24 protein-coding genes are annotated in these 23,515 nt (G+C 40.4%); 13 read left to right on the plus strand and 11 right to left on the minus strand.

Going from position 1 to position 23,515, the window contains the following annotated elements; genetic code table 11:
* Nucleotide 1: 1 nt before the first annotated feature.
* On the plus strand, nucleotides 2-1,213 hold the full coding sequence (gene eboE / locus CLV48_RS08965; RefSeq protein ID WP_106566944.1) for a metabolite traffic protein EboE: 1,212 nt from the start codon (nucleotides 2-4) through the stop codon (nucleotides 1,211-1,213).
* Nucleotides 1,210-2,583 (plus strand): alkaline phosphatase family protein, encoded by a 1,374-nt coding sequence (locus tag CLV48_RS08970; protein ID WP_106566945.1) that lies wholly within the window; start codon nucleotides 1,210-1,212, stop codon nucleotides 2,581-2,583. The genes eboE and CLV48_RS08970 overlap by 4 nt, the downstream gene beginning before the upstream one ends.
* Nucleotides 2,584-2,592: 9 nt before the next feature.
* On the opposite strand, the gene CLV48_RS20535 is transcribed toward CLV48_RS08970, so the two are convergent.
* The gene (locus CLV48_RS20535) at nucleotides 2,593-2,766 is read right to left on the minus strand and encodes a hypothetical protein (RefSeq protein WP_170069003.1); all 174 of its coding nucleotides are present in this window, start codon (nucleotides 2,764-2,766) and stop codon (nucleotides 2,593-2,595) included.
* 458 nt (nucleotides 2,767-3,224) lie between these two features.
* On the minus strand, nucleotides 3,225-4,904 hold the full coding sequence (gene ettA, locus CLV48_RS08980; protein WP_106566947.1) for an energy-dependent translational throttle protein EttA: 1,680 nt from the start codon (nucleotides 4,902-4,904) through the stop codon (nucleotides 3,225-3,227).
* Nucleotides 4,905-5,039: 135 nt separating this feature from the next.
* Between ettA and CLV48_RS08985 the strand changes: the two genes are divergently transcribed.
* Together CLV48_RS08985 and CLV48_RS08990 are read left to right on the plus strand one after the other, a co-directional pair.
* Nucleotides 5,040-6,290 (plus strand): DUF349 domain-containing protein, encoded by a 1,251-nt coding sequence (locus tag CLV48_RS08985; RefSeq protein WP_106566948.1) that lies wholly within the window; start codon nucleotides 5,040-5,042, stop codon nucleotides 6,288-6,290.
* 72 nt (nucleotides 6,291-6,362) lie between these two features.
* Complete coding sequence (locus CLV48_RS08990; protein WP_008625540.1) at nucleotides 6,363-6,584, plus strand: DUF2795 domain-containing protein; 222 nt, start codon at nucleotides 6,363-6,365, stop codon at nucleotides 6,582-6,584.
* Nucleotides 6,585-6,617: 33 nt separating this feature from the next.
* Here CLV48_RS08990 and CLV48_RS08995 read toward each other — a convergent pair whose 3' ends face one another.
* The 5 genes from CLV48_RS08995 to queA all read right to left on the minus strand — a co-directional run bounded on the left by CLV48_RS08995 (nucleotide 6,618) and on the right by queA (nucleotide 11,116).
* Nucleotides 6,618-7,337 carry a LytR/AlgR family response regulator transcription factor gene (locus CLV48_RS08995; protein WP_211299924.1) on the minus strand — a complete coding sequence of 240 codons (720 nt, stop codon included), beginning with the start codon at nucleotides 7,335-7,337 and terminating at the stop codon, nucleotides 6,618-6,620.
* Nucleotides 7,337-8,371 (minus strand): sensor histidine kinase, encoded by a 1,035-nt coding sequence (locus tag CLV48_RS09000; RefSeq protein ID WP_106566950.1) that lies wholly within the window; start codon nucleotides 8,369-8,371, stop codon nucleotides 7,337-7,339. Before CLV48_RS09000 ends, CLV48_RS08995 begins: the two co-directional genes overlap by 1 nt.
* A gap of 2 nt (nucleotides 8,372-8,373) precedes the next feature.
* Nucleotides 8,374-9,162: a LiaF transmembrane domain-containing protein gene (locus tag CLV48_RS09005; protein WP_106566951.1), complete on the minus strand. Its 789-nt coding sequence runs from the start codon at nucleotides 9,160-9,162 to the stop codon at nucleotides 8,374-8,376.
* Nucleotides 9,163-9,277: 115 nt separating this feature from the next.
* Entirely contained in the window at nucleotides 9,278-9,958 is a 681-nt protein-coding gene (locus CLV48_RS09010) for a 2-C-methyl-D-erythritol 4-phosphate cytidylyltransferase (RefSeq protein WP_106567161.1), read from the minus strand.
* Between the two features lie 108 nt (nucleotides 9,959-10,066).
* Nucleotides 10,067-11,116 carry a tRNA preQ1(34) S-adenosylmethionine ribosyltransferase-isomerase QueA gene (gene queA, locus CLV48_RS09015; protein ID WP_106566952.1) on the minus strand — a complete coding sequence of 350 codons (1,050 nt, stop codon included), beginning with the start codon at nucleotides 11,114-11,116 and terminating at the stop codon, nucleotides 10,067-10,069.
* A gap of 124 nt (nucleotides 11,117-11,240) precedes the next feature.
* Here queA and CLV48_RS09020 point away from each other — a divergent pair, with 124 nt between their 5' ends.
* Nucleotides 11,241-12,485 carry an ABC transporter permease gene (locus tag CLV48_RS09020; RefSeq protein ID WP_106566953.1) on the plus strand — a complete coding sequence of 415 codons (1,245 nt, stop codon included), beginning with the start codon at nucleotides 11,241-11,243 and terminating at the stop codon, nucleotides 12,483-12,485.
* 231 nt (nucleotides 12,486-12,716) lie between these two features.
* Here CLV48_RS09020 and recA read toward each other — a convergent pair whose 3' ends face one another.
* Nucleotides 12,717-13,751 carry a recombinase RecA gene (recA, locus tag CLV48_RS09025; protein WP_106566954.1) on the minus strand — a complete coding sequence of 345 codons (1,035 nt, stop codon included), beginning with the start codon at nucleotides 13,749-13,751 and terminating at the stop codon, nucleotides 12,717-12,719.
* 172 nt (nucleotides 13,752-13,923) lie between these two features.
* Here recA and CLV48_RS09030 point away from each other — a divergent pair, with 172 nt between their 5' ends.
* The 3 genes from CLV48_RS09030 to CLV48_RS09040 all read left to right on the plus strand — a co-directional run bounded on the left by CLV48_RS09030 (nucleotide 13,924) and on the right by CLV48_RS09040 (nucleotide 16,621).
* Nucleotides 13,924-14,712 carry a DUF3108 domain-containing protein gene (locus CLV48_RS09030; RefSeq protein WP_106566955.1) on the plus strand — a complete coding sequence of 263 codons (789 nt, stop codon included), beginning with the start codon at nucleotides 13,924-13,926 and terminating at the stop codon, nucleotides 14,710-14,712.
* Nucleotides 14,713-14,862: 150 nt separating this feature from the next.
* Complete coding sequence (locus CLV48_RS09035; protein ID WP_106566956.1) at nucleotides 14,863-15,552, plus strand: response regulator transcription factor; 690 nt, start codon at nucleotides 14,863-14,865, stop codon at nucleotides 15,550-15,552.
* A gap of 4 nt (nucleotides 15,553-15,556) precedes the next feature.
* Nucleotides 15,557-16,621 (plus strand): sensor histidine kinase, encoded by a 1,065-nt coding sequence (locus tag CLV48_RS09040; protein WP_106566957.1) that lies wholly within the window; start codon nucleotides 15,557-15,559, stop codon nucleotides 16,619-16,621.
* 19 nt (nucleotides 16,622-16,640) lie between these two features.
* Here the strand turns inward: CLV48_RS09040 and CLV48_RS09045 are convergent, their stop codons facing one another.
* Nucleotides 16,641-17,024: a DUF3037 domain-containing protein gene (locus tag CLV48_RS09045; protein WP_106566958.1), complete on the minus strand. Its 384-nt coding sequence runs from the start codon at nucleotides 17,022-17,024 to the stop codon at nucleotides 16,641-16,643.
* Nucleotides 17,002-17,805 carry a HipA family kinase gene (locus CLV48_RS09050; protein ID WP_211299925.1) on the minus strand — a complete coding sequence of 268 codons (804 nt, stop codon included), beginning with the start codon at nucleotides 17,803-17,805 and terminating at the stop codon, nucleotides 17,002-17,004. Before CLV48_RS09050 ends, CLV48_RS09045 begins: the two co-directional genes overlap by 23 nt.
* Nucleotides 17,806-18,014: 209 nt before the next feature.
* Here CLV48_RS09050 and CLV48_RS09055 point away from each other — a divergent pair, with 209 nt between their 5' ends.
* The 5 genes from CLV48_RS09055 (at nucleotide 18,015) to tsf (ending at nucleotide 21,475) form a co-directional block, all read left to right on the plus strand.
* The gene (locus CLV48_RS09055; protein ID WP_106566959.1) at nucleotides 18,015-18,725 is read left to right on the plus strand and encodes an RluA family pseudouridine synthase; all 711 of its coding nucleotides are present in this window, start codon (nucleotides 18,015-18,017) and stop codon (nucleotides 18,723-18,725) included.
* A 121-nt stretch (nucleotides 18,726-18,846) separates the two neighbouring features.
* The gene (gene rplM, locus CLV48_RS09060) at nucleotides 18,847-19,290 is read left to right on the plus strand and encodes a 50S ribosomal protein L13 (protein WP_106566960.1); all 444 of its coding nucleotides are present in this window, start codon (nucleotides 18,847-18,849) and stop codon (nucleotides 19,288-19,290) included.
* Nucleotides 19,291-19,302: 12 nt separating this feature from the next.
* Nucleotides 19,303-19,689 carry a 30S ribosomal protein S9 gene (rpsI, locus tag CLV48_RS09065; protein WP_106566961.1) on the plus strand — a complete coding sequence of 129 codons (387 nt, stop codon included), beginning with the start codon at nucleotides 19,303-19,305 and terminating at the stop codon, nucleotides 19,687-19,689.
* 45 nt (nucleotides 19,690-19,734) lie between these two features.
* Nucleotides 19,735-20,496: a 30S ribosomal protein S2 gene (rpsB, locus tag CLV48_RS09070; RefSeq protein ID WP_106566962.1), complete on the plus strand. Its 762-nt coding sequence runs from the start codon at nucleotides 19,735-19,737 to the stop codon at nucleotides 20,494-20,496.
* Between the two features lie 148 nt (nucleotides 20,497-20,644).
* Nucleotides 20,645-21,475 (plus strand): translation elongation factor Ts, encoded by an 831-nt coding sequence (gene tsf, locus CLV48_RS09075; protein WP_106566963.1) that lies wholly within the window; start codon nucleotides 20,645-20,647, stop codon nucleotides 21,473-21,475.
* 714 nt (nucleotides 21,476-22,189) lie between these two features.
* On the opposite strand, the gene CLV48_RS09080 is transcribed toward tsf, so the two are convergent.
* Nucleotides 22,190-23,509: an ABC1 kinase family protein gene (locus tag CLV48_RS09080; protein WP_106566964.1), complete on the minus strand. Its 1,320-nt coding sequence runs from the start codon at nucleotides 23,507-23,509 to the stop codon at nucleotides 22,190-22,192.
* Nucleotides 23,510-23,515: the final 6 nt, after the last annotated feature.

Consider the following 23,515-nt stretch of genomic DNA (forward strand, 5'->3'; position numbering starts at 1 on the left):
AATGCAAATAAAGGGACATCATTTGAGTTATTGCACCAATATCCATCCTGGAGAAACCTGGGAAGATACTTTCCAAAGCATCAAGGATTACGTTCCAAAAGTCAAAACCAACTTGGGTATTCAAGGTCCTTTCGGTATTGGTCTCAGGCTTTCCAATCAGGCCAGCGAAACATTGATTTCTGATGGAAACCTATCGGAATTTCAGAAATGGTTAGATACCCATAATTGCTATGTTTTTACCATGAACGGTTTCCCTTATGGGGAATTCCATCATACAGTGGTCAAAGACAAAGTTCACCAACCGGATTGGTCTACTGCTGCCAGAAAGGAATATACACTCAGACTTTTCCAGATTCTGGAAGCATTAACCCCAAAAGGTCAGGAAGGCAGTATTTCCACCTCTCCTATTTCTTACAGGCATTGGTTTGAGACCAGTTTGGAAAGGGAAAAAGTGCTTCAAATCGCTTGCGAACAATTAGCTGAAATTACAGCCGAATTGCATCAAATCGAGCAAAAAGCCCAGAAAACGCTTCATTTGGATATAGAACCCGAACCCGATGGGATTTTGGAAAATACGGAGGAAGTACTTTGGTTTTTCAAGGACTGGTTGATTCCAAAAGGAGGTGCATGGCTGGTTGATAAATTGGGGATTTCCCCAGTTGCTTCAGCGCAACTATTGAAACACCATGTCAGAATCTGTTATGATGTTTGTCATTTTGCCATTGTATACGAAAAAGCAGAAGATACTTTCCGGAAATTACAAGAAGAAGGCATCAAAATTGGCAAAATTCAGATCTCAGCGGCCTTGAAAGTGGACGTTCCATCAGATCTAAATGAAAGACAAAACCTTCAATCAAAACTCAAACCCCTGGCCGAATCGACTTACCTGCATCAGGTCATTGGAAGAGATGCATCCGGTAACCTCCAATCTTACCCAGACCTACCGGAAGCGATTGCTATTCTGGATCAAATAGAAATTGAGGAAATGAGAATACACTTTCATGTACCTGTGTTCTTGGCCCATTATGGTAACCTTTCCTCCACCCAGTCGGACATCATTCATGTGCTGGAGGAGATTAAAAAAAATCCAGTCTGCAGCCATTTTGAAGTGGAAACTTACACTTGGGATGTATTGGACAAGGCCCTTAGACAAGAACTATCTTCCTCCATTACCCGTGAAATGGAATGGGTCATCAACACTTTTGAAAAATGAAAAAAACTGCTGTTATCAATATTGTGGCTTTATCCTCCAGGTTGATTGGAGAGCATACACCTTTTCTTAAAAAATGGATAGAAAAGCGGCAAAAGAACTTTATCCAACCTGTATTACCTGCAGTGACCTGCTCTTCCCAGTCGGTTTACCTTACGGGAAAATGGCCTGAAGAAAACGGAATAGTCGGCAACGGATGGTATTTCAGGGACGAATGCGAAATCAAATTCTGGAGACAGTCCAACCATCTGGTGCAGGTACCAAAAATCTGGGATAAGCTAAAGAATCAGGACCCCAATTTCACTTGTGCCAACATGTTCTGGTGGTATAATATGTACTCCTCAGTGGATTATGCAGTAACACCAAGACCCTTGTATCCAGCAGATGGGAGAAAACTACCGGACATTCACAGCCAACCCATGGACCTCAGAGACAGATTGCAGCAGGAATTAGGGCAGTTTCCGCTTTTCTCTTTTTGGGGACCCAATGCCAATATCGAATCCACCCAATGGATTGCCGAGGCATCCAAAAAAGTAGACCAATGGTTCAACCCAACCCTTAACCTTATTTACCTTCCCCATTTGGATTATGGTTTGCAACGCTACGGCCTGGACTTTAAAAAAATAAAAAAGGACCTCAGGGAAATTGACAAAGTAGCAGAGGATCTCATTAGCTATTTTGAAAAACAGGGAACTGAAGTCATTCTTTTATCTGAATATGGTATCACTGCTGTCAATAACCCTATCCATATCAACAGGATTTTAAGGAAGGAAGGTTGCATTGTGGTAAAAGATGAACTTGGAAGAGAAACCTTGGATGCCGGCACCTGCAAGGCATTTGCCGTGTCGGACCATCAATTGGCCCATGTATATGTCAAAGACGAAGCAGACATTCCAGCTATCAAAAGCATGCTGGAAAGGGTGCCCGGAATTGAAAAAGTATTGGACAAGGAAGGAAAGCAAAAATTCCACTTGGATCATCCAAGGGCTGGAGAACTGATTGCCGTAGCTGACAAGGATTCCTGGTTTACCTATTATTTCTGGCTGGATGATAATAAGGCACCGGATTATGCCAGGACGGTAGACATTCACCGCAAGCCGGGCTATGATCCAGTTGAAACTTTGGCCGATCCGGAAATAAAATTCCTGAAGGGTAAAATCGGGATGAAGCTTTTAAAAAAGAAACTTGGTTTCAGGTATTTGATGGATGTGATTTCTTTAGATGCCAGCTTGGTCAAGGGTTCCCATGGCAGGATTCCGGAAGACCCAATGGATTGGCCAATTTTTGTAGGTTCCGATACCAGCGATCAAAATTCCGGAGAAATAGAACCAACCGAAATATTTGACAGGATATTTAAAACGGTAATGGGATAGGAATTAAGCTTACATTTTAGTCTTTTTACGCATCTTCAAGGATTGGGCAAAAAACAATACTGCCCCTAGTACCAGCGCCAATGCCGTCACCCAAGAAGGTATATAGACCATCTGATATATAAATTGGTTTACCAAAATCAATGGCATCAAAAGGTAGAAGTAAAAATTGTACAGTTTCTCCACAATAACATATTTTAATTATTGGAACAAAAATGCTAATTCTCCCGAGCTCTGGATTTATAAATGTTTAAATACTCCTGAAAAATCTGGATAACATTTGATATAAACACAAATCCCATAGCCAAGGCAGTCAAATGGGATCCACGTATCAGTGCCAATGTCCCTAAGGTCAATGCAACAATCCCTAAAAAAATATTAAAAATCAATATCCCTTTCATCTGAACCTTTCCCCCAAAATAGTGATATTCTTTAATTTTAAAATAATAGGTAATGTGATTTAAAAAAAACAGCCCACGTCAAAAACCCGGGCCGTTTTCCCAATTCCAATTTTAGATATCCGAATTCAATTCTTATTTCTTGATTCTTGTCTCTTTGTCACGTCCTGGATTTACTTGACAATTGTTTCTTGCCTCTTGTCTCTTGATTCTTGCCTCTCGCTTCTAATCTCTCGCTTCTCGTCTCTACCTAAGCTTCTTATACTTAATCCGCTTCGGAGTCACATCACCCAAGCGCTTTTTCTTATTTTCCTCGTAATCAGAGAAGTTGCCCTCAAACCAATATACTTGGGAATCTCCTTCAAAAGCCAGGATATGCGTACAGATCCTATCCAGAAACCAACGGTCGTGGGAAATAATCACTGCACAACCACCGAAGTTCTCCAATGCCTCTTCCAAAGCCCTCAGGGTGTTCACATCCAAATCGTTGGTAGGTTCGTCCAAAAGCAATAAGTTGCCGCCTTCCTTCAAAGTGATCGCCAAGTGAACCCTGTTGCGCTCACCGCCAGAGAGCACGCCCAACTTCTTCTCCTGATCTGAACCTGCAAAATTGAATTTGCTGACATAGGCCCTTGCATTGACTTCTTTATTCCCCAGTTTGATCAGTTCATTTCCCTCCGAAATGGCCTGATATACCGTCTTATTGGGATCCAAGTGGTCATGCTCCTGATCTACATAAGCCAGTTTTACTGTCTCTCCAATTTCAAAATGTCCGGCATCGGGCTTTTCCTGCCCTGTAATCAATTTGAAGAGGGTGGATTTACCAGCACCGTTTGGTCCGATAATCCCGACGATGCCACCTTGTGGCAGGCTGAAGGAAAGGTTTTCAAAAAGTAATTTGTCTCCATAAGCCTTGGACACGCCATTCACCTCGATCACTTTTGCTCCCAATCTTGGTCCTGGGGGAATGTAAAGCTCCAATTTAGCTTCTTTTTCTTTGGACTCTTCGGAGACCAGTTTGTCATAAGCAGAAAGGCGGGCCTTCCCTTTGGCCTGTCTGGCTTTTGGCGCCATTCGAATCCACTCCAATTCCCTCTCCAAGGTCTTCTGACGTTTGGATTCGGTTTTTTCTTCCTGCTTTAATCTGTCCTGTTTTTGTTCCAACCAGGAAGAATAGTTGCCTTTCCAGGGAATGCCTTCTCCCCTATCCAATTCCAGAATCCAGCCAGCCACATTATCCAGGAAATAACGGTCGTGGGTCACGGCAATTACCGTTCCCTTGTATTGCTGTAAATGCTGCTCTAACCAAAGCACAGACTCCGCGTCCAGGTGGTTGGTCGGTTCATCCAGCAACAACACATCCGGTTCTTGTAACAAAAGTCTGCAAAGTGCTACCCTTCTTTTCTCCCCTCCGGAAAGATTGCCAACAATTGCCTCGCTGGGTGGAAGTCTCAGGGCATCCATGGCCCTTTCCAGCATGGTATCCAATTCCCAGGCATTGGCAGCATCCAATTTCTCCTGAACTTCCCCCTGCTTTTGGATCAATTTGTCCATGGCGTCAGGATCTTCCATGATGGCAGGATCCATGAATTTTTCATTGATTTCCTCAAATTCTTTGAGCAGAGCAACTGTCCCTGCAACTGCTTCCTCCACTATTTCCTTTACGGTTTTGGAAGGGTCCAATTGGGGTTCCTGCTCCAACATGCCCACAGTATAGCCCGGGGACCAAACCACTTCTCCAATAAAGTCTTTGTCTACACCTGCTATGATCCGTAAGAGGGAAGATTTACCTGAACCATTAAGACCCAAAACACCAATTTTGGCTCCATAGAAAAAAGAGAGGTAAATATCTTTCAAAACTTTTTTCTGTGGCGGGTAAATTTTTGACACCCCTGCCATAGAAAATATGATTTTTTCGTTGCTCATAACTGAATTTGATAGGATTTTTTTAACTACGAAGACAAAGATGGCAAAAAAAGGGCTTTCTTAGGATAAATGCTTTTGAATTAATTAATTTGCAAAAAATATAAAAAGGATTACCACGCAACCTATTAAATCGAAATGGAGCATCCATACGGGTACATTAAAGATAACAAGGTTTATCTCAGGGGATTTTTGAATCAGCCGGACAGGGTGATTGGCGAAGTTAAAGAAGATGAAGCTTCTACAATTAAGTATTTTGAAGACAGATTTGAGTCTTTGAAGGAAAAAATTGAAGCCCTTAAAAAGGATATTGAGGAAAATCAGAACAAGGGTTCTTTTTTGATGAAACTCATCCACCTCAAGGACTCTCTTTTAGAATATGATGCTTTGGGGGATTTTGTACCCCTCATTGAGGACCTGGAAAAGCAACAGGTCTTCCTGGAAGATATTATTCAGAAGAACAGGGCCAGAAATCTGGAGATCAAGAAAGGCCTTATTTTGGAAGCCGAAGCATTCAAAAACAGCACTGACTGGAAGAATACAGCGGAGGAACTGAAAAACATCAAAATGCGCTGGATCAAAACCGGACCGGTGGAGAAAGAATTTGAGGATGAAATTGAATCCCAATTCAATTCCGCTGTAGACACCTTTTTTGATAACAGGAAACATTATTTTGAAGGCTTGGCCTTACAGGCTGAGGTAAACATTAAAGTTTACGAGGATCTGGTCATACAGGCAAGAGAGGCTTTTGATAATCCTGATGCAAAAAAAGCCTTTGAAATTTCCAAAAGAATCCAAAAAGAATGGAAGGCAGCCGGGAAAGTTCCAGCAGAACGAAGGCAGCCACTCTGGGATGAATTCTCAAAACTCAACAACAGAATCTTCAGTCGATTCAAAAGGTCAGTGCAAACTGAGCCCCAGATGAAGCCTTGGGAACTTATGAAAAAGATGGAGAGTATGACTGAGGAAATGAAAAAATTGGCCAAGGCTGAAACAAATCCTGAGGTGATTTCGTCTGCCAAGAGATTGCAGGCTGATTGGAAGAAACTTCCACAGAGGAAGCCACGTGAAGCCAACTTGGTCATGCGTTCTTTTACATTCTTCTCAGAGGTGGTGTTTGAAAAACTCTTCCTTGACAAATTGGCAAACAGCAAGTTTCAGGAATTTGATAAAAAAGATCCTGTTGAGCAGAAAAAAATCAAGGCTTCCATCCTCAAAGATCTTATTTATAGGGATGAAAATGAACTTGCAACAGTTAAAGACAATGCGGATAATTTCAAAACCAATGAAGAGGAATTTGAAATCATGCTAAGAAGAAAAATTAGTGCCTTCAAAAGGAAGATTGACGTGAAAAATTTCATCCTGAAGGAACTCACAAATAAATATTAATGCAATAATTGAAAATTTAAAACAATTTCTATTTTTACATGCCGTTAAGGCAAAACATAAACTCTGAAAATTATGTATTGGACACTAGAACTTGCATCTTACTTGGAAGATGCGCCTTGGCCTGCAACCAAAGACGAGTTGATTGATTACGCAATTCGTTCAGGTGCTCCTCTGGAAGTGGTAGAAAACCTCCAGGAACTAGAAGATGACGGCGAGCCTTACGAGAACATCGAAGAGATTTGGCCAGATTATCCAACCAAAGATGACTTCTTCTTCAACGAAGATGAATATTAAAAAAAGCCCTGATACTTCAGGGCTTTTCATTTATTAAATTCCCAACACTTTTTTCAATTTAGGCATTCCTGATTTACTGATAGGGATATATTCACCCGATCTCAAGCGGATTCGGTAGGATTCTTTTTCGTAGGGCTCAAGTTTGGAAATTTCACCTACACGGACGATATAAGACCGGTGCACCCTAATAAATTGGCTTCCATCCAAAGCTTTCTCAAAATGGCTGAGTGTTTTATTCTTTAGAAATTTTCCCTCTTTGGTGTAAATATTCACATAATCATCATTGGCCTCCAAAAAATGAATATCCTCCACAGGTATGATCTTTATACCATTTTTTACCCTCAATACGACTCTGCTTACAGGACCATCCTGTAATTCTTCCTGCTCGGATGATATACTCTTATTGCCATTCAAAAATCTTTGCATAGCCTGCGAAAACCTGTTTTTGGAAAAAGGCTTTAGCAGGTAATCAATAGCCTGAGCATCAAATGCCCTGACAGCATACTGATCATAAGCAGTCGTAAATATAATCCCAGGTGGATTATCAAGTAGCTCTAACATCTCAAAACCATTGATCTTTGGCATCTCTACATCCAAAAACACCAAGTCCGGCTGAAAATTCTGTATGGCCTTGATACCATCAAAACCATCATAGGCTATGTGGACAACTTCAATTTCAGGATAGTCTTTCAGGTATTCTTTGATCAATTCTACTGCCAATGGCTCATCGTCAATTATTACTGCTTTCGTCATCATGGCTGGGGTATTCTCAAAATTACAATAAAGTTATTGTCATGTTTCAAAATCTGAATTAAATCATTTCTGCCAAAAATCAGGTATAATCTTCTTTTCACTGCCTCCAGCCCAAACCCGCTACCTTTGGGCTGTCCTGCCTTTGGATCAAAGGGATTTGATAGGCGGATTATCAGGTATTTATTTTCTTTTTTTATTCCCAATTGGATCAGAACCTCGCCCCTCAACCCATACAGACTGTGTTTGATAGCATTCTCCAAAAGCGGTTGAACCATTAATTGGGGAATTGTTAGCGACTCAGCATCCTTTTCTGCCTGGATACTGACCTTTAGTCTGTCCCCAAACCGGACTTTCTCTATGCTTAAAAAAAGCTTGAGCTGCTCAAGTTCTTCTGACAAACTAATCCATTTGTTACTGTCTTTCTTGATGGTGCCACGTAAAAATTCAGCCAGATTTACCACCATTTCTCTCGCTTCTTCTGGCTTCGTGACAATTAGTGCGTTGATTGAGTTTAGGCTATTGAATAAAAAATGCGGCTGAAGCTGCTGTCTCAAATAATACATTTCCGCCTCCTTAGCCAATTTTTGGGAGTTATCTTCCATCTCTCGGATTTTCCTTTGATCCTCCAGTTTAGCTGCAAAAACTAGCAGAATTGCCCAAAACTGGAACATCAAATAAAAGTATACTCCTTTGATGACACCTGTACTGCTAAGAAAAATCTGGAACTCTTGATTTACTTTGATCAACTGGACCAACAGAAAAAAGGAAAACCATGAAAAGAATGCTGCCAATACAAATGGTACAGCAATTACAATCCAAAAATGACCCCTTCTGGGGGAATAATATGAAAAAATATTTCCAAGCATTAAAAACCCCAGGAAGATCCAAAAGGTTTGAATCACGGATTCCAATAAGGACAATTGGAATTCAAGTCCATACCAATGTATAATAAAAGTCTTGGCCAATATCCAAGTGAAGATAATGGCCAAGACTTTCAGAAAATGCCTTTCAAAGAATAATTTGATCAGGTTCACCCTTAGAATGATTTAATTTCAAGCCCACCAAAGACCATAGATCCATGGATTTTCAATACCTTATTGGAATCGGTCGCTGATGGGTTAAAAATTCTTTTATCCTCAACACCTGCAGCGAAAACAGTTCCCATATTGACCTGTACATCCCAATGTGGCGGTACTACAAGTTTAACTCCTCCAAAGGCAATTTCTACTTGTAGAACTGCCTGGCCATCAATATCGGCTTGACTCAAATCCAATTCAATCCCACCGAAAATCGCGGAAGTCTTGCCCCCTTTAAAGCTTTTTGAAAAAATCCTCCTTTGAATACCTGTGAATAAAGCCTGGGCACTGATCACTTCTGACTTGTCTCCTCCGACTTGGTAAGAAGACAGCACTGTATCAGCACTGGAAGTAAAAGGCTGTTGGGAGGGATTTTCATACTTTTTGTAGGACTTAAAAAATTCCTCATTAAAGCGTTTGTTGTCCTTACTCCTTTTCAGAATAAGATAAAGGCCAAATATGATCAAACCAGTAGGAACCAAATAAGGTCTCAGTTCAAATGGAAAACCAAAATAATTCCGAACTAAAAAGAAGGAACCTAAAAGCAGCATAAAAAATCCAAATCCGTTTTGGAAGTTATGTCTTGCCAAAATTATCAGACCTATCGCAATAAGGATCATAGGCCATGAAATAAACCATACAGGAAACCAGAAGCCTACGGCCTTTAACAGCAATATTACGCCAACAATCAAAATCACCAGGCCTGCTGTAATGTCGTTGTTACTTGAAGAAAATTTTTGCTTTGCCATGTTTATATTTATTAAAGATCAGAGCAAAAATAAATTCCAGAAAAACCTTTCCAGAGAATGATTAGGTTACTTTCCCTCAAAACTCGGTAAATGACCGGATTGAATCGGTGAAATTTCAGTTTGATTTTTTACCGATCAAAAAATCTGCATATTCTAAATCTTCCGGTGTGGTTATTTTGATATTTTCAAGATTACCTGATATCAGGTGGACTTGCCACCCCTGATGTTCATACACGGTGGCATCATCGGTAAATTGGGCCAACTCCTGGACTTCGAAGGCTTTTTTGATCTTGGACAGATCAAATGTCTGGGGGGTCTGCACAAGCCGGTAGTATTGCCTTTCCTTAAAAACTGATTTACCATCATCCGTGAGTTTTCGGATGGAATCCTTCAAAGGAATTACAGTTATGGCACTACCCTTTTTTTCAGCCTCCAAAAAGCTCTCTAAAATTACTTCCCTACTTACAAAAGGCCGTACCCCATCATGGATAGCTACAATCCCTTGAGAATCTGAAATTGAATTCAGCCCATTTTTTACTGACTGAAACCTACTCCTTCCTCCAGAAACCAAATGATGGGGAACTGAAAAGGCATGTTCTTCACACAATTTTCCCCAAAAAACAAAATCACCTTCAGGAATAACTAAAGTCAGATCAATCATGGGATCTGTATTATGAAATTTTTCAAGCGTATGCATCAGGACTGGCCTTCTTCCAATTGGAAGGTACTGCTTGGAAATGGGAGCCCCCATTCTTGTACCATTTCCTCCTGCAACTATCAGAGCAAATTTTTTCATAATCCCATAGAATTCCCACAAAAATATCAAAAGTGTTCTACATGCATACTTCATCAATAGGAATAAAAAAACATAAAATAAAAAAGGGGCTGATCACCCCTTTCTTTTTTACAATATCAACATAGCATCTCCATAAGAGAAGAACCTGTATTTTTCTTTGACTGCTTCCTTGTAAGCTTTCATGATCAGGTCATATCCACCAAATGCTGCTGCTGTCATCAATAAAGTCGACTCTGGAAGGTGGAAATTCGTGATCAGCGCATTGGCAATTTTGAAGTCATAAGGAGGAATGATAAATTTATCCGTCCAACCATTGCTTACCTTAAGCCGTCCATTGGCTGTTACAGAAGATTCAATGGTTTTCAAAGTGGTCGTTCCTACAGCAACTACTCTTCTCTTATTGTCCAAAGCTTCATTGACCAATTCAACAGTTTTTTCAGGAATATCATAATTCTCTGAGTCCATCTTATGCTTGGTAAGGTCCTCCACATCTACTTGACGGAAAGTACCTAATCCAACATGAAGAGTCACCGGGGAAATGGAAACACCTTTCAACTCCAACCTTTTCAAAAGATGGGGAGTGAAATGAAGTCCTGCAGTAGGTGCAGCAACAGCACCAACGTTTTTGGCAAAGATGGTCTGATACCTTTCTCTGTCCTCAGGTTCAACTTTCCTTTCGATATATTCTTTTAATATAGGAGTCTCACCCAAAGAATCAATGGTCTTGTAAAATTCCTCATCGGTACCATCAAACAAAAACCTGATGGTACGTCCTCTTGAAGTAGTGTTGTCAATTACTTCTGCTACTAAGTCACTGTCTCCAAAATAAAGCTTATTGCCTACTCTGATTTTTCTTGCGGGGTCTACCAATACATCCCATAACCTTAAATCTGCATTAAGCTCTCTTAAAAGAAAGACTTCAATTTTTGCTCCAGTCTTTTCCTTGTTGCCATATAGCCTTGCAGGAAAAACCTTGGTATCGTTCATCACAAAAACATCACCATCTCCAAAATATTCTATGATATCTTTGAAGGTGCGGTGCTCGATTTCACCCGTTTTTCTATGGACAACCATCAGGCGAGATTCGTCTCTGTTATCTGTAGGATATAAGGAAATAAGTTTTTTGGGAAAGTCGAATTTAAAGTCTGATAACTTCATATGGTATGGATAGGTAATTGCTCGCTTTTCTTATAATTATTATTTTAAAAACCGCAAAGTTAACAATAAAAATCCCGAAATCTACCTATCTTGTCAATTAGTTTTTAACACTTTACAAAAAACTGTGATTTACTTAAAATTAATTTGGGAGAGCATACGGTTTGCTATGCAGGCCCTTAAATCCAATCTTACCAGGACAATACTTTCCCTTTTGGGAGTAACAGTGGGTATTTTTGCCATCATTGCTGTATTTACATTGGTTGACTCGTTAGAAAAAAACATCAAATCCAGCTTTAGTTTTTTAGGAAGTAATGTAGTATCGGTCAACAGATTCCAGTTTGTAGGAGGGCCTGATTATCCATGGTGGAAGTTTTTCAGACGTCCTTATAACACTTATGGGGAATATGTATTCCTGAAAGACAAAATGAGAAATGCAGAAGCAGTTACTTTTTCTGCTTCGGCCAACACAACCGTACAAGCGGGAAGTAATTCCTATAAGGGTACGAATCTTACCGGAGCAGTTTTTAGCTACAAGGATGTCTATGACCTCCCCTTGGAATCCGGAAGGTTTTTTACCGAAATGGAAGTAAATGCCAGTAGAAATGTGGCCTTGGTTGGGGTGAAAATAGCCAATACTCTTTTTCCGGGAAAGGATCCTTTGGGAAAAGAGCTGAAAATAAAAGGGAATAAATTTGTGGTCATCGGTGTATTTGAAGAAGAAGGAGAGGGACTTTTTGAAATTGCCTCCAAAGATGAAGCTGTAATGATCCCATATGGCAGTTTCACCAAACTCTATTATGTGGGCCAAAATGGGATAGAACCCAGCATAGCAGTCAAAGGGAAGGATGAAGATATTGGCATGGTAGCTTTGGAAAATGAACTTATAGGTTTGATGAGAGCAAAGAGAGGCTTGAAACCAACTCAGGAAGACAATTTTTCACTCAACAAATCAGAGTTTATCATGAATACTATAGGTTCCATTTTCGATGTGATCAGCGCTGCAGGCTGGGTGATTGGTGGATTTTCAATTTTGGTAGGTGGATTTGGTATCGCCAACATAATGTTTGTCTCTGTAAAAGAACGTACCAATATTATTGGTATCCAAAAATCATTAGGGGCCAAAAATTACTTTATTCTCTTCCAATTTCTTTTTGAAGCAGTATTCCTCAGTTTAATAGGTGGATTGGCCGGTATCATCATCGTTTATTGTATAACATTTATACAATTAGGTTCGCTTGAACTTGTTCTTTCCTTCAAAAACATCATTTTAGGCTTGGGCATATCTTCTGCCATCGGTATAGTTTCGGGGATTGTACCTGCTACTTTAGCCGCTAGACTGGATCCTGTAGAAGCGATCAGGGCGACTTGATAAATTTGGCCTGCCTATCAGAAATTTTTCCATCAAATCAATTATATATCATTTAACATAAATTGATATGTGGGTATTTGCTTGGCTTGACTATTTTTAAAAATATAAGTTGTATACTTTGCTCTGGAAGTATCCCAGATGAACGAAAGAATACTTGAAAGAAACAAAATGAACAAAAATTAAAGGCGGCTTACAGGGCCGCCTTTGTTTTTGTGTTGATCAATTCTGATTTTAATCCACTTCTTCTCCAGGCTCCACTTTCACGCTTGCACCCAATCCAGCTTTTTCTTTGATCTTTTTTTCCAGCTCTTCCATAAGCTCTGGATTATCAAGCAGAAGACTTTTCACAGCATCCCTACCCTGCCCGAGTTTATTACCTTCATAAGAGAACCAGGAGCCTGCTTTTTTGATGATATCAAACTCCACTCCTAAATCAATTACCTCTCCTACTTTGGAGATTCCCTGCCCGTACATAATATCAAACTCCACCACTTTAAAAGGAGGGGCTACTTTATTTTTTACCACCTTGACTTTAGTACGGTTACCGATTACATTATCAGCACCTTCTTTTATCTGACCAATCCTTCTGATATCCAACCGTACGGAGGCGTAAAATTTCAAAGCATTTCCACCGGTAGTGGTTTCTGGATTACCGAACATCACGCCGATTTTATCCCTTAGCTGGTTAATAAATATACAGGCACAACCTGTTTTATTGATAGCACCAGTCAGCTTTCTAAGGGCCTGTGACATTAACCTTGCCTGAAGACCCATTTTACTATCACCCATATCTCCTTCCAGTTCTCCTTTAGGTACCAGGGCTGCTACAGAGTCAATGACTATGATGTCTATTGCTCCAGAACGGATAAGGTGCTCAGCAATTTCAAGTGCCTGTTCTCCATTGTCCGGTTGGGAAATCAGCAAGTTCTCTGTATCAATACCCAATTTTTCAGCATAGGTCTTATCAAAGGCATGCTCCGCATCTATAAAAGCCGCCAAGCCTCCGGCCTTTTGGGCTTCCGCAATACAGTGCATGGTCAAAGTAGTCTTACCTGAAGATTCCGGCCCATAAATTTCAATCACCCTGCCCCTGGGAATTCCGCCTACACCCAAGGCCATGTCCAGCCCAAGAGAACCAGTGGAAATGGCAGGCACATCCTGAACCTTGTTGTCACTAAGTTTCATCACTGTACCCTTGCCATATGTTTTTTCCAACTTGTCAATGGTCAACTGTAGGGCTTTCAATTTTTCGGAATTTGCGCTCATATGATCTTTCTATCTTTTTTTGAATCCTTGTTTCTCGCATTATAATCTTCTAGACCCAACTCAGGCAAAAAGGTTTTCGTATTTTCTTTTTGGCAACAAAAATCAGGCTTCTGCAATATTTTGCTAATATTGGAATAATGTTTGAAAAGCTTGAAGTACAAAGCTCAAATTAATGAAAAAAGTAACCTTTAAGTCAGTAATTGTCACATTTTTTTTCTGCCTTGCAAGCCTACAAGTACTTGCCCAAAAAAACATGGCTTTCAAAACCGGAGAAGAACTTACTTTTAAAGTAAGCTTTGGCTTCTTGGATGCCGCTGAGGCCAAAATGCTGGTAAATCCCAAAATCTATCATACCGACAATAGGCCTACCTTTAAAATAGATGTCTATGGACAGACTTTGGGTGTTTTCAAATTATTCAAAGTGAATGACAATTGGGGCAGCTTTCTGGATACTGCCAAAATTATCCCTTACCAATCCTACAGGCACATCGAGGAAGGTAAGTATAGAAAGCATGAAAGAGTACTATTTGACCATCAGAAGAAAAATGCCCATGTAAGGCTGTATGACAGGGAAAATAAGGAATTGGTATCTACAATGGATTATCCTGTACCCGCCAATGTACAGGATATTGTCAGTGGCTTCTATTTTCTGCGAACGATGGATCTCAAAAAACTTAAAAAGGGAGACATGGTCACCTTAAGCGGATTTTTTGATAAGGAAGTCCATCATATCAAACTTATATATTCCGGAAAAGAGCATCTCAAAACCAAAATCGGAGATTTTGACACTTTTGTCTTTTCACCGATTATTCCCAAAAACAAACTTTTCAGGGGAGAACAACCTGTTACTGTTTGGGTGACGGATGATGCAAATAAAATCCCTGTAAGGATCAAAGCAAAACTTTGGGTAGGTTCTTTGGACATGGAAATTACCGAAGCCAAAGAGCTACGTAATAATTAATTCACCCCTTTTTAATATTGACTTAACATAAGGATAGCAAATAAAAATTTTATGTTGTATTTTGATGATGAATCAAACAAAAATCTTTTTATGTCCTCCCTTTTTCTAAATTAGCATCACATTAGGGAAACATAAACCCGAAATCAGCAAATGAGTGACAAACCAAAGATCAAGGTTTTGGTCGTTGACGACGAACCGGACATAGTTGACCTCCTTACTTACAACCTCAAAAAAGAAGGTTATGAAGTGGAAACTGCAGAGGATGGAATCAAGGCCGTCAAAGTGGCATCCAAATTTTTACCGGATGTCATCCTATTGGATATTATGATGCCCAATCAGGATGGAGTTGAAACCTGTCGCCAAATGCGTGAAATCCCTGAACTGAAGAGCACCTTTATAATATTCCTAACTGCCAGATCTGAAGAATACTCCGAAGTAGCAGCTTTTGATGTAGGGGCAGATGACTATATCACCAAACCCATAAAGCCCCGGGCACTAATGAGCAGGATAGCCGCATTATTCCGTCGGGAATCTAAAAAAGAGCAGGAATTTTCCCAGATTAAAATCAAGGATTTGATCATTGACAGGACCAGCTATACCATTGATAAAGGCGGTAAAATCATTACTTTACCAAAAAAAGAATTCGAACTTTTGTATTTCCTTGCCAAAAACCCTAATATGGTCTTTAGTAGAGATGATCTTTTGCAGAATATCTGGGGAGCAGATGTTTTTGTCCTTGCCAGAACTGTGGACGTACACATCAGAAAAGTAAGGGAAAAGATTGGCGAAGATTATATCACTACTGTTAAAGGTGTAGGTTATAAGTTCGACTTGAATTAATAATATGCTGACCACTTCCCGTGGAATTTCCTTAGTATTAGCAATAGCCATTTCTGCCCTCACGGTAGCCTTCTTACTCCTGATGGAGAATGCTACACCTACCCTATTGCTGGTTGCAGGTGGTATTTCGTTCTCTGTATCTTATATACTGATGCAGGTTACTTTGGAATTCCTCATTTTTAAAGAGATCAGTAATATTTATGGGGTATTGGAAAAAATCCAGAAAAAAGACTACCCCTCAATCCCTAACAAATCTGATAGACTTTCAATTTCACCCCTGCGTAAAATCAATAATACCATTAACACCTATGCGCAGGCAAAAAACAGGGAGATCGAAACCCTTCAAAAAAATGCTGAATTCAGAAGGGAATTTATTGCAGACATATCCCATGAGTTAAAGACCCCGATATTTGCGGCCCAGGGCTATATCCATACCCTATTGGATGGTGCAGTAGAGGACAAATCCGTAAGGTTGAAATTCCTGAAGAGGGCAGCCAAAAGCCTCAATGCGCTTGACAAACTTGTGCAGGACCTACTCACACTCAATCAGATGGAAAGTGGGGTTATCAAATTCAACTTTGAAGCTTTTGATCTGAAAGAGCTCATTCATGAAGTCATTGAAGAACTGGAACAGAAAGCAGCCAAAAGGGATGTATTGATCCGTTTTTTTTACGATAAAGGGAAATCCTACAAAACCATAGCGGATAAAGACAAAATTTTCAGGGTCTGCCAGAATCTTATCTCGAATGCCATCAAGTACAACCATGATGGCGGAGAGGTAGAAGTTCACCTCAAAACACATAAAAACTATATTCTTGTAGAGGTGAAAGACAATGGCAAAGGCATTCCTCCAGAGGACCTAAAAAGGATTTTTGAGCGCTTTTACAGGGTGGAAAAAAGCAGATCAAGAGAAGGAGGAGGTACTGGACTGGGGCTTGCTATTGTCAAGCATATCCTCGAAGGTCACAAAAGTAAGATCTCCGTTAGCAGTACCTTGGGAAAGGGCTCAATTTTTAGTTTTGAATTGCCTTGTGAGAAACCGGCAAAAGAAGCTTCCCTAAAGATCTGAACGCTTATTTAATTCCTTTTTATTTGACATAAGTATTGAAAAGATCCTCAAGGGTACTTTCCAGATCAGCACTCAGTCCACCATGCGGCCTTGATGTTTGCAGCATAGAACTCCGCGGCGCTGTCAGCCAGCGAAACCTCGAAGCACTATCTTGTAGGGAAATCGGGCTAAGTTCATTCTTCCCTTCGCAGATAAGTTCCAATGACTTAATGTAGTCTGATAGAATACTGAAATCAGCCTCAGGATCTAAAGCATGCAGTTTGCTTTTATCAAGTTGGACTTTGCAGCAAAGAAAATTTTCCTTTTTGCAGCAAAGCAAAACTCCCACATTGATAAATTCCTCACGCTCTACCTTAGGGACTACCCTAAGAATGGCATATTCATACAAGTGTTTTTCTTGCATCTTCTGCGCCTTTTATAAACACCTCGGAATGATTTAATCGATCGAGCAAAAATTGCTTGTAGATGGCCTTGCCCTCTTCGGCAGTTTCCACATCTCTGGATTCCAGGATCCACTCATCAGGAATAAGGTTGATCAAGTGGTTGATTTTCTCTTGGCTAAGAATTGTTTTTAATGCTTCATCCGCCTCTCTCAGCATACTGGCAGCTGGGAGACAGACATGGTCCTTGATCATAGGGAAGGCACTTTTGGCTTGCTTTTCCCAGTTTTCCCAAGAGTGATGGAATAAAAAAGAAGCTCCATGGTCAATCAGCCACAACTCCCTGTTCCAAATCAGCATATTGGTATTTCGGAAAGTACGGTCTACATTGGTGATGAACGCATCAAGCCAGACTATTTTGGATGCTAGGAAAGGATCAAGCGAAGAAGCACCTGGATCAAAAGTCAGTGCTTTGGAAAGAAAATGCAGTGCAAGATTCATACCTTGGCTGCCTTTGAGCAGGTCCTGGATTTCCTCATCTCCTTCAGATCTTCCAAAAGCTTCATCCAGATTGGCGAAGACCAGTTCGGGGACCTTAAGACCCAACATTCTTGCAATTTCTCCACCGAGCAGTTCAGCGATAAGTGCTTTCTCCCGCTGTCCCGCACCTCTAAATTTGAGTACGTAGCTGAACCCATCGTCTGCATTTGCCAGGGCAGGCAGAGAACCACCTTCCCTTAAAGGCATGACATAGCGGGTCACATTCACTGTCCTAAGCTGAAGGATCTTGTTGTTTTCGTCCATTCCTGTTGTCAATTCCTTTTCAAATGTACTGGCAAAAACATCAAACTCCAATCCTAATTCACATGTTATCTTTGCGGCAAATTGGTATTTACCCCTGTTGGTAATAGACTTATTACTTAACAGGATTGAAACAGAGATCAAAATTTTCTTAAAATTTTTTTCAGATTTCAGAATTTTCTACCTTTGCAGGCTCATTGGGGAAGCACTGCATGAAGAAGATTGATTTTAAGGACTTGATTCTGTTTGAAAACGAGGATTACCTTGTCATCAATAAGCCTCCCTATTTATCGACATTGGACGACAGGCATGAAGCACAGAACATCCTGGAATTGGCCAGAGAGTACACCCCAGATGCCCAGGTGTGTCACCGACTGGACAAAGAAACATCAGGCTGCCTTGTAATCGCCAAACACCAAGAGGCTTATCGGAACATCGCTATCCAGTTTGAAGACCGAAAAGTCAGCAAAATCTATCATGCAGTAGTGGAAGGCATCCATGAGTACAAAGATGTACTGGTGGACCGTAATATCCACGCGACCAATAAAGGCATCGCCAAGATAACCAAAGAAGGCAAGCCTGCACAGACGATTTTCAATACCCTGAGAACTTATTACTCCTATACTTTGGTGGAGTGTAAGCCGATTACAGGTAGATTGCACCAAATCAGGGTGCATTTGGCCTACCTGAATTCTCCTATCTGCGGGGATGAAATGTATGGAGGCAAGCCCCTTTACTTATCTGCCTTAAAAAGGCGCTTTAATCTCAAAAAAGGCACAGATGAACTGCCCATCATGCAGCGTGTTTCGCTCCATGCTTATGCCATAGGCTTCGAAGGCATTAAGGGAGAGCGCATTGAAGTGATTGCTCCATACCCTAAAGACTTTGATGTTTTGGTCAAGCAACTGGAAAAAAACCGCTAACTCGTAGAAAATGTGGGCAATAATATTGTTTCTTTTGCAATAAAAAGAAATTACTTCTATCTTTGTGTCCCTTTTTAAGGGTACAGTATATTTAACAAGCTAATAATTAAACATTTACACAGTGGATACATTAAGCTACAAAACCAAATCAGCAAATGCCGCGACTGTAGAGAAAAACTGGGTGGTAGTGGATGCCCAGGCTGCAGTGTTGGGTAGATTTGCCAGTGAGGTTGCCAAAATCCTAAGGGGTAAGCATAAGCCTTATTATACCCCTCACGTGGACTGCGGAGACAACGTGATTGTCATCAATGCAGACAAGGTTAGGTTGACCGGAAGAAAAATGGACGAAAAAGTATATGTTCGTCATACCGGCTACCCAGGTGGACAGCGTATTTCTACCCCAAAATTGTTGAAGCAAAAATCTGCTTCCATTTTGGTAGAAAAAGCAGTTAGAGGTATGCTTCCTAAAAACAGATTGGGAAGACAATTGTACAGAAACCTTTACGTTTACAACAGTTCTGAGCATCCTCATGCTGCGCAGCAACCTAAAGAAATCAAATTCTAATCTCAGCAGTTCATGGAAATTATCAATACAATCGGTAGAAGAAAGACATCTGTTGCAAGAATCTACATGAAGCCGGGAAAAGGTGAGATCACTGTTAACAACAGACCGATCGAAGTTTACTTCCCATTTGATCTGCATCAGATTGTAGTAAGACAGCCTCTGGCACTTGTTGGTGTAGACGGTACTTACGACATCAAAATCAACGTAGACGGTGGTGGTATCAAGGGACAGGCCGAGGCAGCCAGAATGGCTATCTCAAGAGCTTTGTGCGAATTTGATATCGAGCACAGACCTGCATTGAAAAAAGAAGGATTCCTTACCAGAGACCCAAGAATGGTGGAGCGTAAGAAAGCCGGACGTAGAAAAGCAAGAAGAAGATTCCAGTTCTCTAAACGTTAATCTGGATTTACTTCGAATTTTATATCGAAACTATCTTATTTATTAATGGCACAAATAGAATATAAAGACTTACTGGATGCTGGTGTTCACTTCGGACACTTGACGAGAAAGTGGGATCCAAGAATGGCTCCGTATATCTTCATGGAGAAGAACGGTATCCATATCATTGACCTAAACAAAACGCTTGTTTGCCTCGAAGAAGCATCCAACGCAATCAAGCAGATCGTACGCTCAGGCAAAAAAGTTATGTTCGTCGCTACTAAAAAGCAGGCGAAAGACTTGGTAGCTGAGGAAGCAAAAAGGCTGAGCATGCCTTTCGTAACCGAAAGATGGTTGGGCGGAATGTTGACCAACTTCGCTACTATCCGTAAGTCCTTGAAGAAAATGTCTTCCATCGATAAAATGATGAAAGAAGATTCTTACAAGAACCTAGCTAAAAAAGAGCGTTTGATGATCACCAGACAAAGAGAAAAACTGGAAACTGTATTGGGCGGTATTGCTGACCTTACCAGACTTCCAGCGGCTTTGTTTATAGTAGACATTAAGAGAGAGCACATCGCTATCTCTGAAGCACAAAAGCTTGGTATCCCAGTATTCGCGTTGGTTGATACGAACTCTAACCCTAATGAGGTAGATTTCCCAATCCCAGCTAACGACGATGCATACAAATCAATCTCTTTGTTGGTAAAAGCATTCGGTGCAGCTATTGAAGAAGGTCTTTCTGAAAGGAAAAAAGACAAAGAAGAAGCTAAACTTTCTGAAGAGGAAGAAGCTAAAAAAGCTGTAGATGCTGAAACACAAGAGTAATCCACTTTGATATACTGATTACAAAAAATTGAACATGTGGTACATCCTGTGTTCAATTTTTTGTTTTTACTAAACCTGTCAGGCCTTGTAATCCAAACAGGTTCCACACTTAAAGAAAAAAGTTTAATCGCATAAATTGACTAAAACAATGGCTATTACTGCACAAGAAGTTAACAAACTGAGACAAATGACCGGTGCCGGTATGATGGACTGTAAAAAAGCCCTTACTGAAGCTGAAGGAGATTTTGAAAAAGCTATCGATATTCTAAGGAAAAAAGGTCAGAAAGTTTCTGCTTCCAGAGCGGACAGAGAAACCAAAGAAGGTACTATCGTCACCAAGGTAACTGCTGATGGCAAAACCGGCTTGTTGCTTTCTTTAACCTGTGAAACTGACTTCGTAGCTAAAAATGAAGAGTTCGTTTCTTTTGCAAACACAGCATTGGAACTGGCTTCCAACAATAACGCTACTTCTGTAGCTGATATCTTGGCCCTACCATTCGAAGGAATTACTGTAGGTGAAAAAATCGTTGAATTGACCGGTAAAATCGGTGAAAAAATCGAAATCTCCCACTTTGAAGTGGTAAACGGTGAAGCTGTGGTTCCTTACATCCACTCCAATGGTAAATTGGGAGTATTGGTAGCCCTTATCAACACCAATGGTGCAGCAGTTGAAGAAGCTGGAAAAGACGTAGCAATGCAGATTGCTGCAATGAACCCAGTAGCTGTTGATAAAGATGGCGTAGATGCTACTACTGTACAAAGAGAAATCGAAGTTGGTAAAGAGCAGGCAAGACAAGAAGGTAAGCCTGAAGAGATGTTGGAAAAAATTGCATTGGGCAAATTGCAGAAATTCTACAAAGAAAACACTTTGTTGAGCCAAGCATTCGTAAAAGACAACTCTTTGTCTATTGCTCAGTACCTGGATAAAGTAAGCAAAGGAATGACTGTTGCAGCTTTCAAAAGGGTATCTATAGGATAATATTAGAAGCAAGAAACAAGACTCAAGAAGCAAGACTCAAAGCTCGTCCCGAAGGATTTCTGGAAAGCAAGACTTGAGAAATTGGATATAAAGCTGACTTCGAAAGGGGTCAGCTTTTTTTATCTAATTTGGCAACAAATGCAAAATGTCACAAAGTGTTTGTTTAAGAAATTTAATTCATTGTTACTACACACGCCAATTGATGGCAATCCCTTTCAGGATCAAAACACTGAAAATGTAATTCAAAGATGGCAACTCATTGAATTTTCAAATAGACGGAGCTGTGGAAAACAAAAAGTTTGAAATAAAACTAAATAACCAATATTCTATATCAGATATATTCCCGGGTTAAAGTATCAGCAATAATCTCCTTGTGGTCAAAGGCCAAAACTGGAAGTTGGCCAAGAGGAAACCAGCTGACGGCAACGCTGTCCGTGCTCAGGGACTGGACATGCGATTTTCACCCAGGATTGTATCCTGCATATTGAATAGCCCTTAAGGCCTCACTATGTGACTTCAGGATAGCCCTCTGTGAAACAATTGAAAAACGACCCCTGTATTAAAACCCTCAATAACTCCAAAGCTCTCCCATTCTTCATACTAAATTTCCCCTATCAATAGTAGTTCACTTACTGCTTCAGATTTCAAAATCCAACAAAAAACCACCCCGGTATCCCAAGGTGGCTTCGATGGTGAATTAAACAACTCTCTGTTCTATTCCAGCCATTTTGGCTTTGTGGTCTTGATATTGGCCCCCAATTGGTTCAGGATGTTATACAATCCAAAATAAGTCCTATTGATATAAAGCCCATGCCTGGAACCTCTCGCCTGGCGGGACTTCTTGAACATTTTGTCATTGGAAATTCTGTCCCCCAATTGGAAGATTTGCTCAAAATAACTGTCATCTGCAAAATCAAATGTTGCTGCATGGAAAGGTTTACCCAAAAGAGAAATCATTTCTTTGAAAACTCCTTTGAAATAAGCCTTTTCTTCTTCAGTATCTTTGTCAGAAATAAACTCTAGCGCATAGAACACTTCATTCAATTCCTGTTCATTAAGCAGCATATCCTTTTTGATCAGGGCGAAATAACCCTCATAAAAATCCTTTGGAAGAATTTTTACACAACCAAAATCAATAATTCCCAATTTATCATCATTGGTAATAATAAAATTCCCCGGATGGGGATCAGCATGTACCTGTTGAAGGTTGTGCACCTGATGGTGGTAGAAATTCCAAAGAGATTGACCTACCTTGTTTTTGGCTTCCTGTGTAGGATTGAAATCCAACCATTCTTTGATATGTTTGCCTTCAATCCAGTCCATCGTGATGATACGCTCAGAACTCATCTCCTGATAATAACCAGGGAAGGTCAAGCCTTCGATATGGCTGCAAGCTGCTGATATTTCCAAAGAGCGCTGTACCTCCAACACATAATCCGTCTCTTCAATCAACTTACTTTCTACTTCCTCCATATAATGGTCCAGCTCCCTTTCATTCATATTGAGCAATCTCAAAGCAAATGGTTTCACCAATTTAAGATCAGAGCTTACAGAATCTGCCACCCCTGGATACTGGATTTTTACTGCAAAGGTCTTACCCTCCTTAGTAGCTTTATGTACCTGTCCAATAGAGGCGGCATTTACCGCTGATTTGGTAAAGGTATCATACATTTGATCAGGGGTTTTTCCAAAATACTTTTGGAAAGTCTTTACTACCAAAGGATAGGACAAGGGTGGCGCACTGTATTGGGCCATGGTAAATTTGTCCTGATAAGCTCTAGGCAATAAATTCTTATCCATTGACATCATCTGGGCTACTTTAAGGGCTGAACCCTTCAGCTGGCTAAGAGAGTTGTAAATATCCTCTGCATTATTATTGTGCAGTTCTTCTTTGGATAGAGATGGGTTGACTACCTTCTTGGCATAATGCTTTACATAATTGCCCCCAACTTTTGCTCCAGTGCTTATAAATTTTGCAGCACGCTGCACTTTGGAAACAGGAATACTCTGCTGTTCCTTCACACTTCTTTCCATTAATTC

Source organism: Cecembia rubra (assembly GCF_003014575.1).
Classification (GTDB): domain Bacteria; phylum Bacteroidota; class Bacteroidia; order Cytophagales; family Cyclobacteriaceae; genus Cecembia_A; species Cecembia_A rubra.

Coding starts and splice junctions, on each gene's coding strand:
- CLV48_RS08985 (WP_106566948.1), top strand. CDS start 5,040: ATGGAGCATCCATACGGGTACATTAAAGATAACAAGGTTTATCTCAGG.
- tsf (WP_106566963.1), top strand. CDS start 20,645: ATGGCTATTACTGCACAAGAAGTTAACAAACTGAGACAAATGACCGGT.
- CLV48_RS08970 (WP_106566945.1), top strand. CDS start 1,210: ATGAAAAAAACTGCTGTTATCAATATTGTGGCTTTATCCTCCAGGTTG.
- CLV48_RS09050 (WP_211299925.1), bottom strand. CDS start 17,805: ATGGACGAAAACAACAAGATCCTTCAGCTTAGGACAGTGAATGTGACC.
- rpsB (WP_106566962.1), top strand. CDS start 19,735: ATGGCACAAATAGAATATAAAGACTTACTGGATGCTGGTGTTCACTTC.
- CLV48_RS09005 (WP_106566951.1), bottom strand. CDS start 9,162: ATGGCAAAGCAAAAATTTTCTTCAAGTAACAACGACATTACAGCAGGC.
- CLV48_RS08990 (WP_008625540.1), top strand. CDS start 6,363: ATGTATTGGACACTAGAACTTGCATCTTACTTGGAAGATGCGCCTTGG.
- CLV48_RS09080 (WP_106566964.1), bottom strand. CDS start 23,509: ATGGAAAGAAGTGTGAAGGAACAGCAGAGTATTCCTGTTTCCAAAGTG.
- recA (WP_106566954.1), bottom strand. CDS start 13,751: ATGAGCGCAAATTCCGAAAAATTGAAAGCCCTACAGTTGACCATTGAC.
- CLV48_RS09010 (WP_106567161.1), bottom strand. CDS start 9,958: ATGAAAAAATTTGCTCTGATAGTTGCAGGAGGAAATGGTACAAGAATG.
- ettA (WP_106566947.1), bottom strand. CDS start 4,904: ATGAGCAACGAAAAAATCATATTTTCTATGGCAGGGGTGTCAAAAATT.
- CLV48_RS08995 (WP_211299924.1), bottom strand. CDS start 7,337: ATGACGAAAGCAGTAATAATTGACGATGAGCCATTGGCAGTAGAATTG.
- queA (WP_106566952.1), bottom strand. CDS start 11,116: ATGAAGTTATCAGACTTTAAATTCGACTTTCCCAAAAAACTTATTTCC.
- CLV48_RS09055 (WP_106566959.1), top strand. CDS start 18,015: ATGAAGAAGATTGATTTTAAGGACTTGATTCTGTTTGAAAACGAGGAT.
- CLV48_RS09035 (WP_106566956.1), top strand. CDS start 14,863: ATGAGTGACAAACCAAAGATCAAGGTTTTGGTCGTTGACGACGAACCG.
- CLV48_RS09045 (WP_106566958.1), bottom strand. CDS start 17,024: ATGCAAGAAAAACACTTGTATGAATATGCCATTCTTAGGGTAGTCCCT.
- rpsI (WP_106566961.1), top strand. CDS start 19,303: ATGGAAATTATCAATACAATCGGTAGAAGAAAGACATCTGTTGCAAGA.
- eboE (WP_106566944.1), top strand. CDS start 2: ATGCAAATAAAGGGACATCATTTGAGTTATTGCACCAATATCCATCCT.
- CLV48_RS09030 (WP_106566955.1), top strand. CDS start 13,924: ATGAAAAAAGTAACCTTTAAGTCAGTAATTGTCACATTTTTTTTCTGC.
- CLV48_RS09040 (WP_106566957.1), top strand. CDS start 15,557: ATGCTGACCACTTCCCGTGGAATTTCCTTAGTATTAGCAATAGCCATT.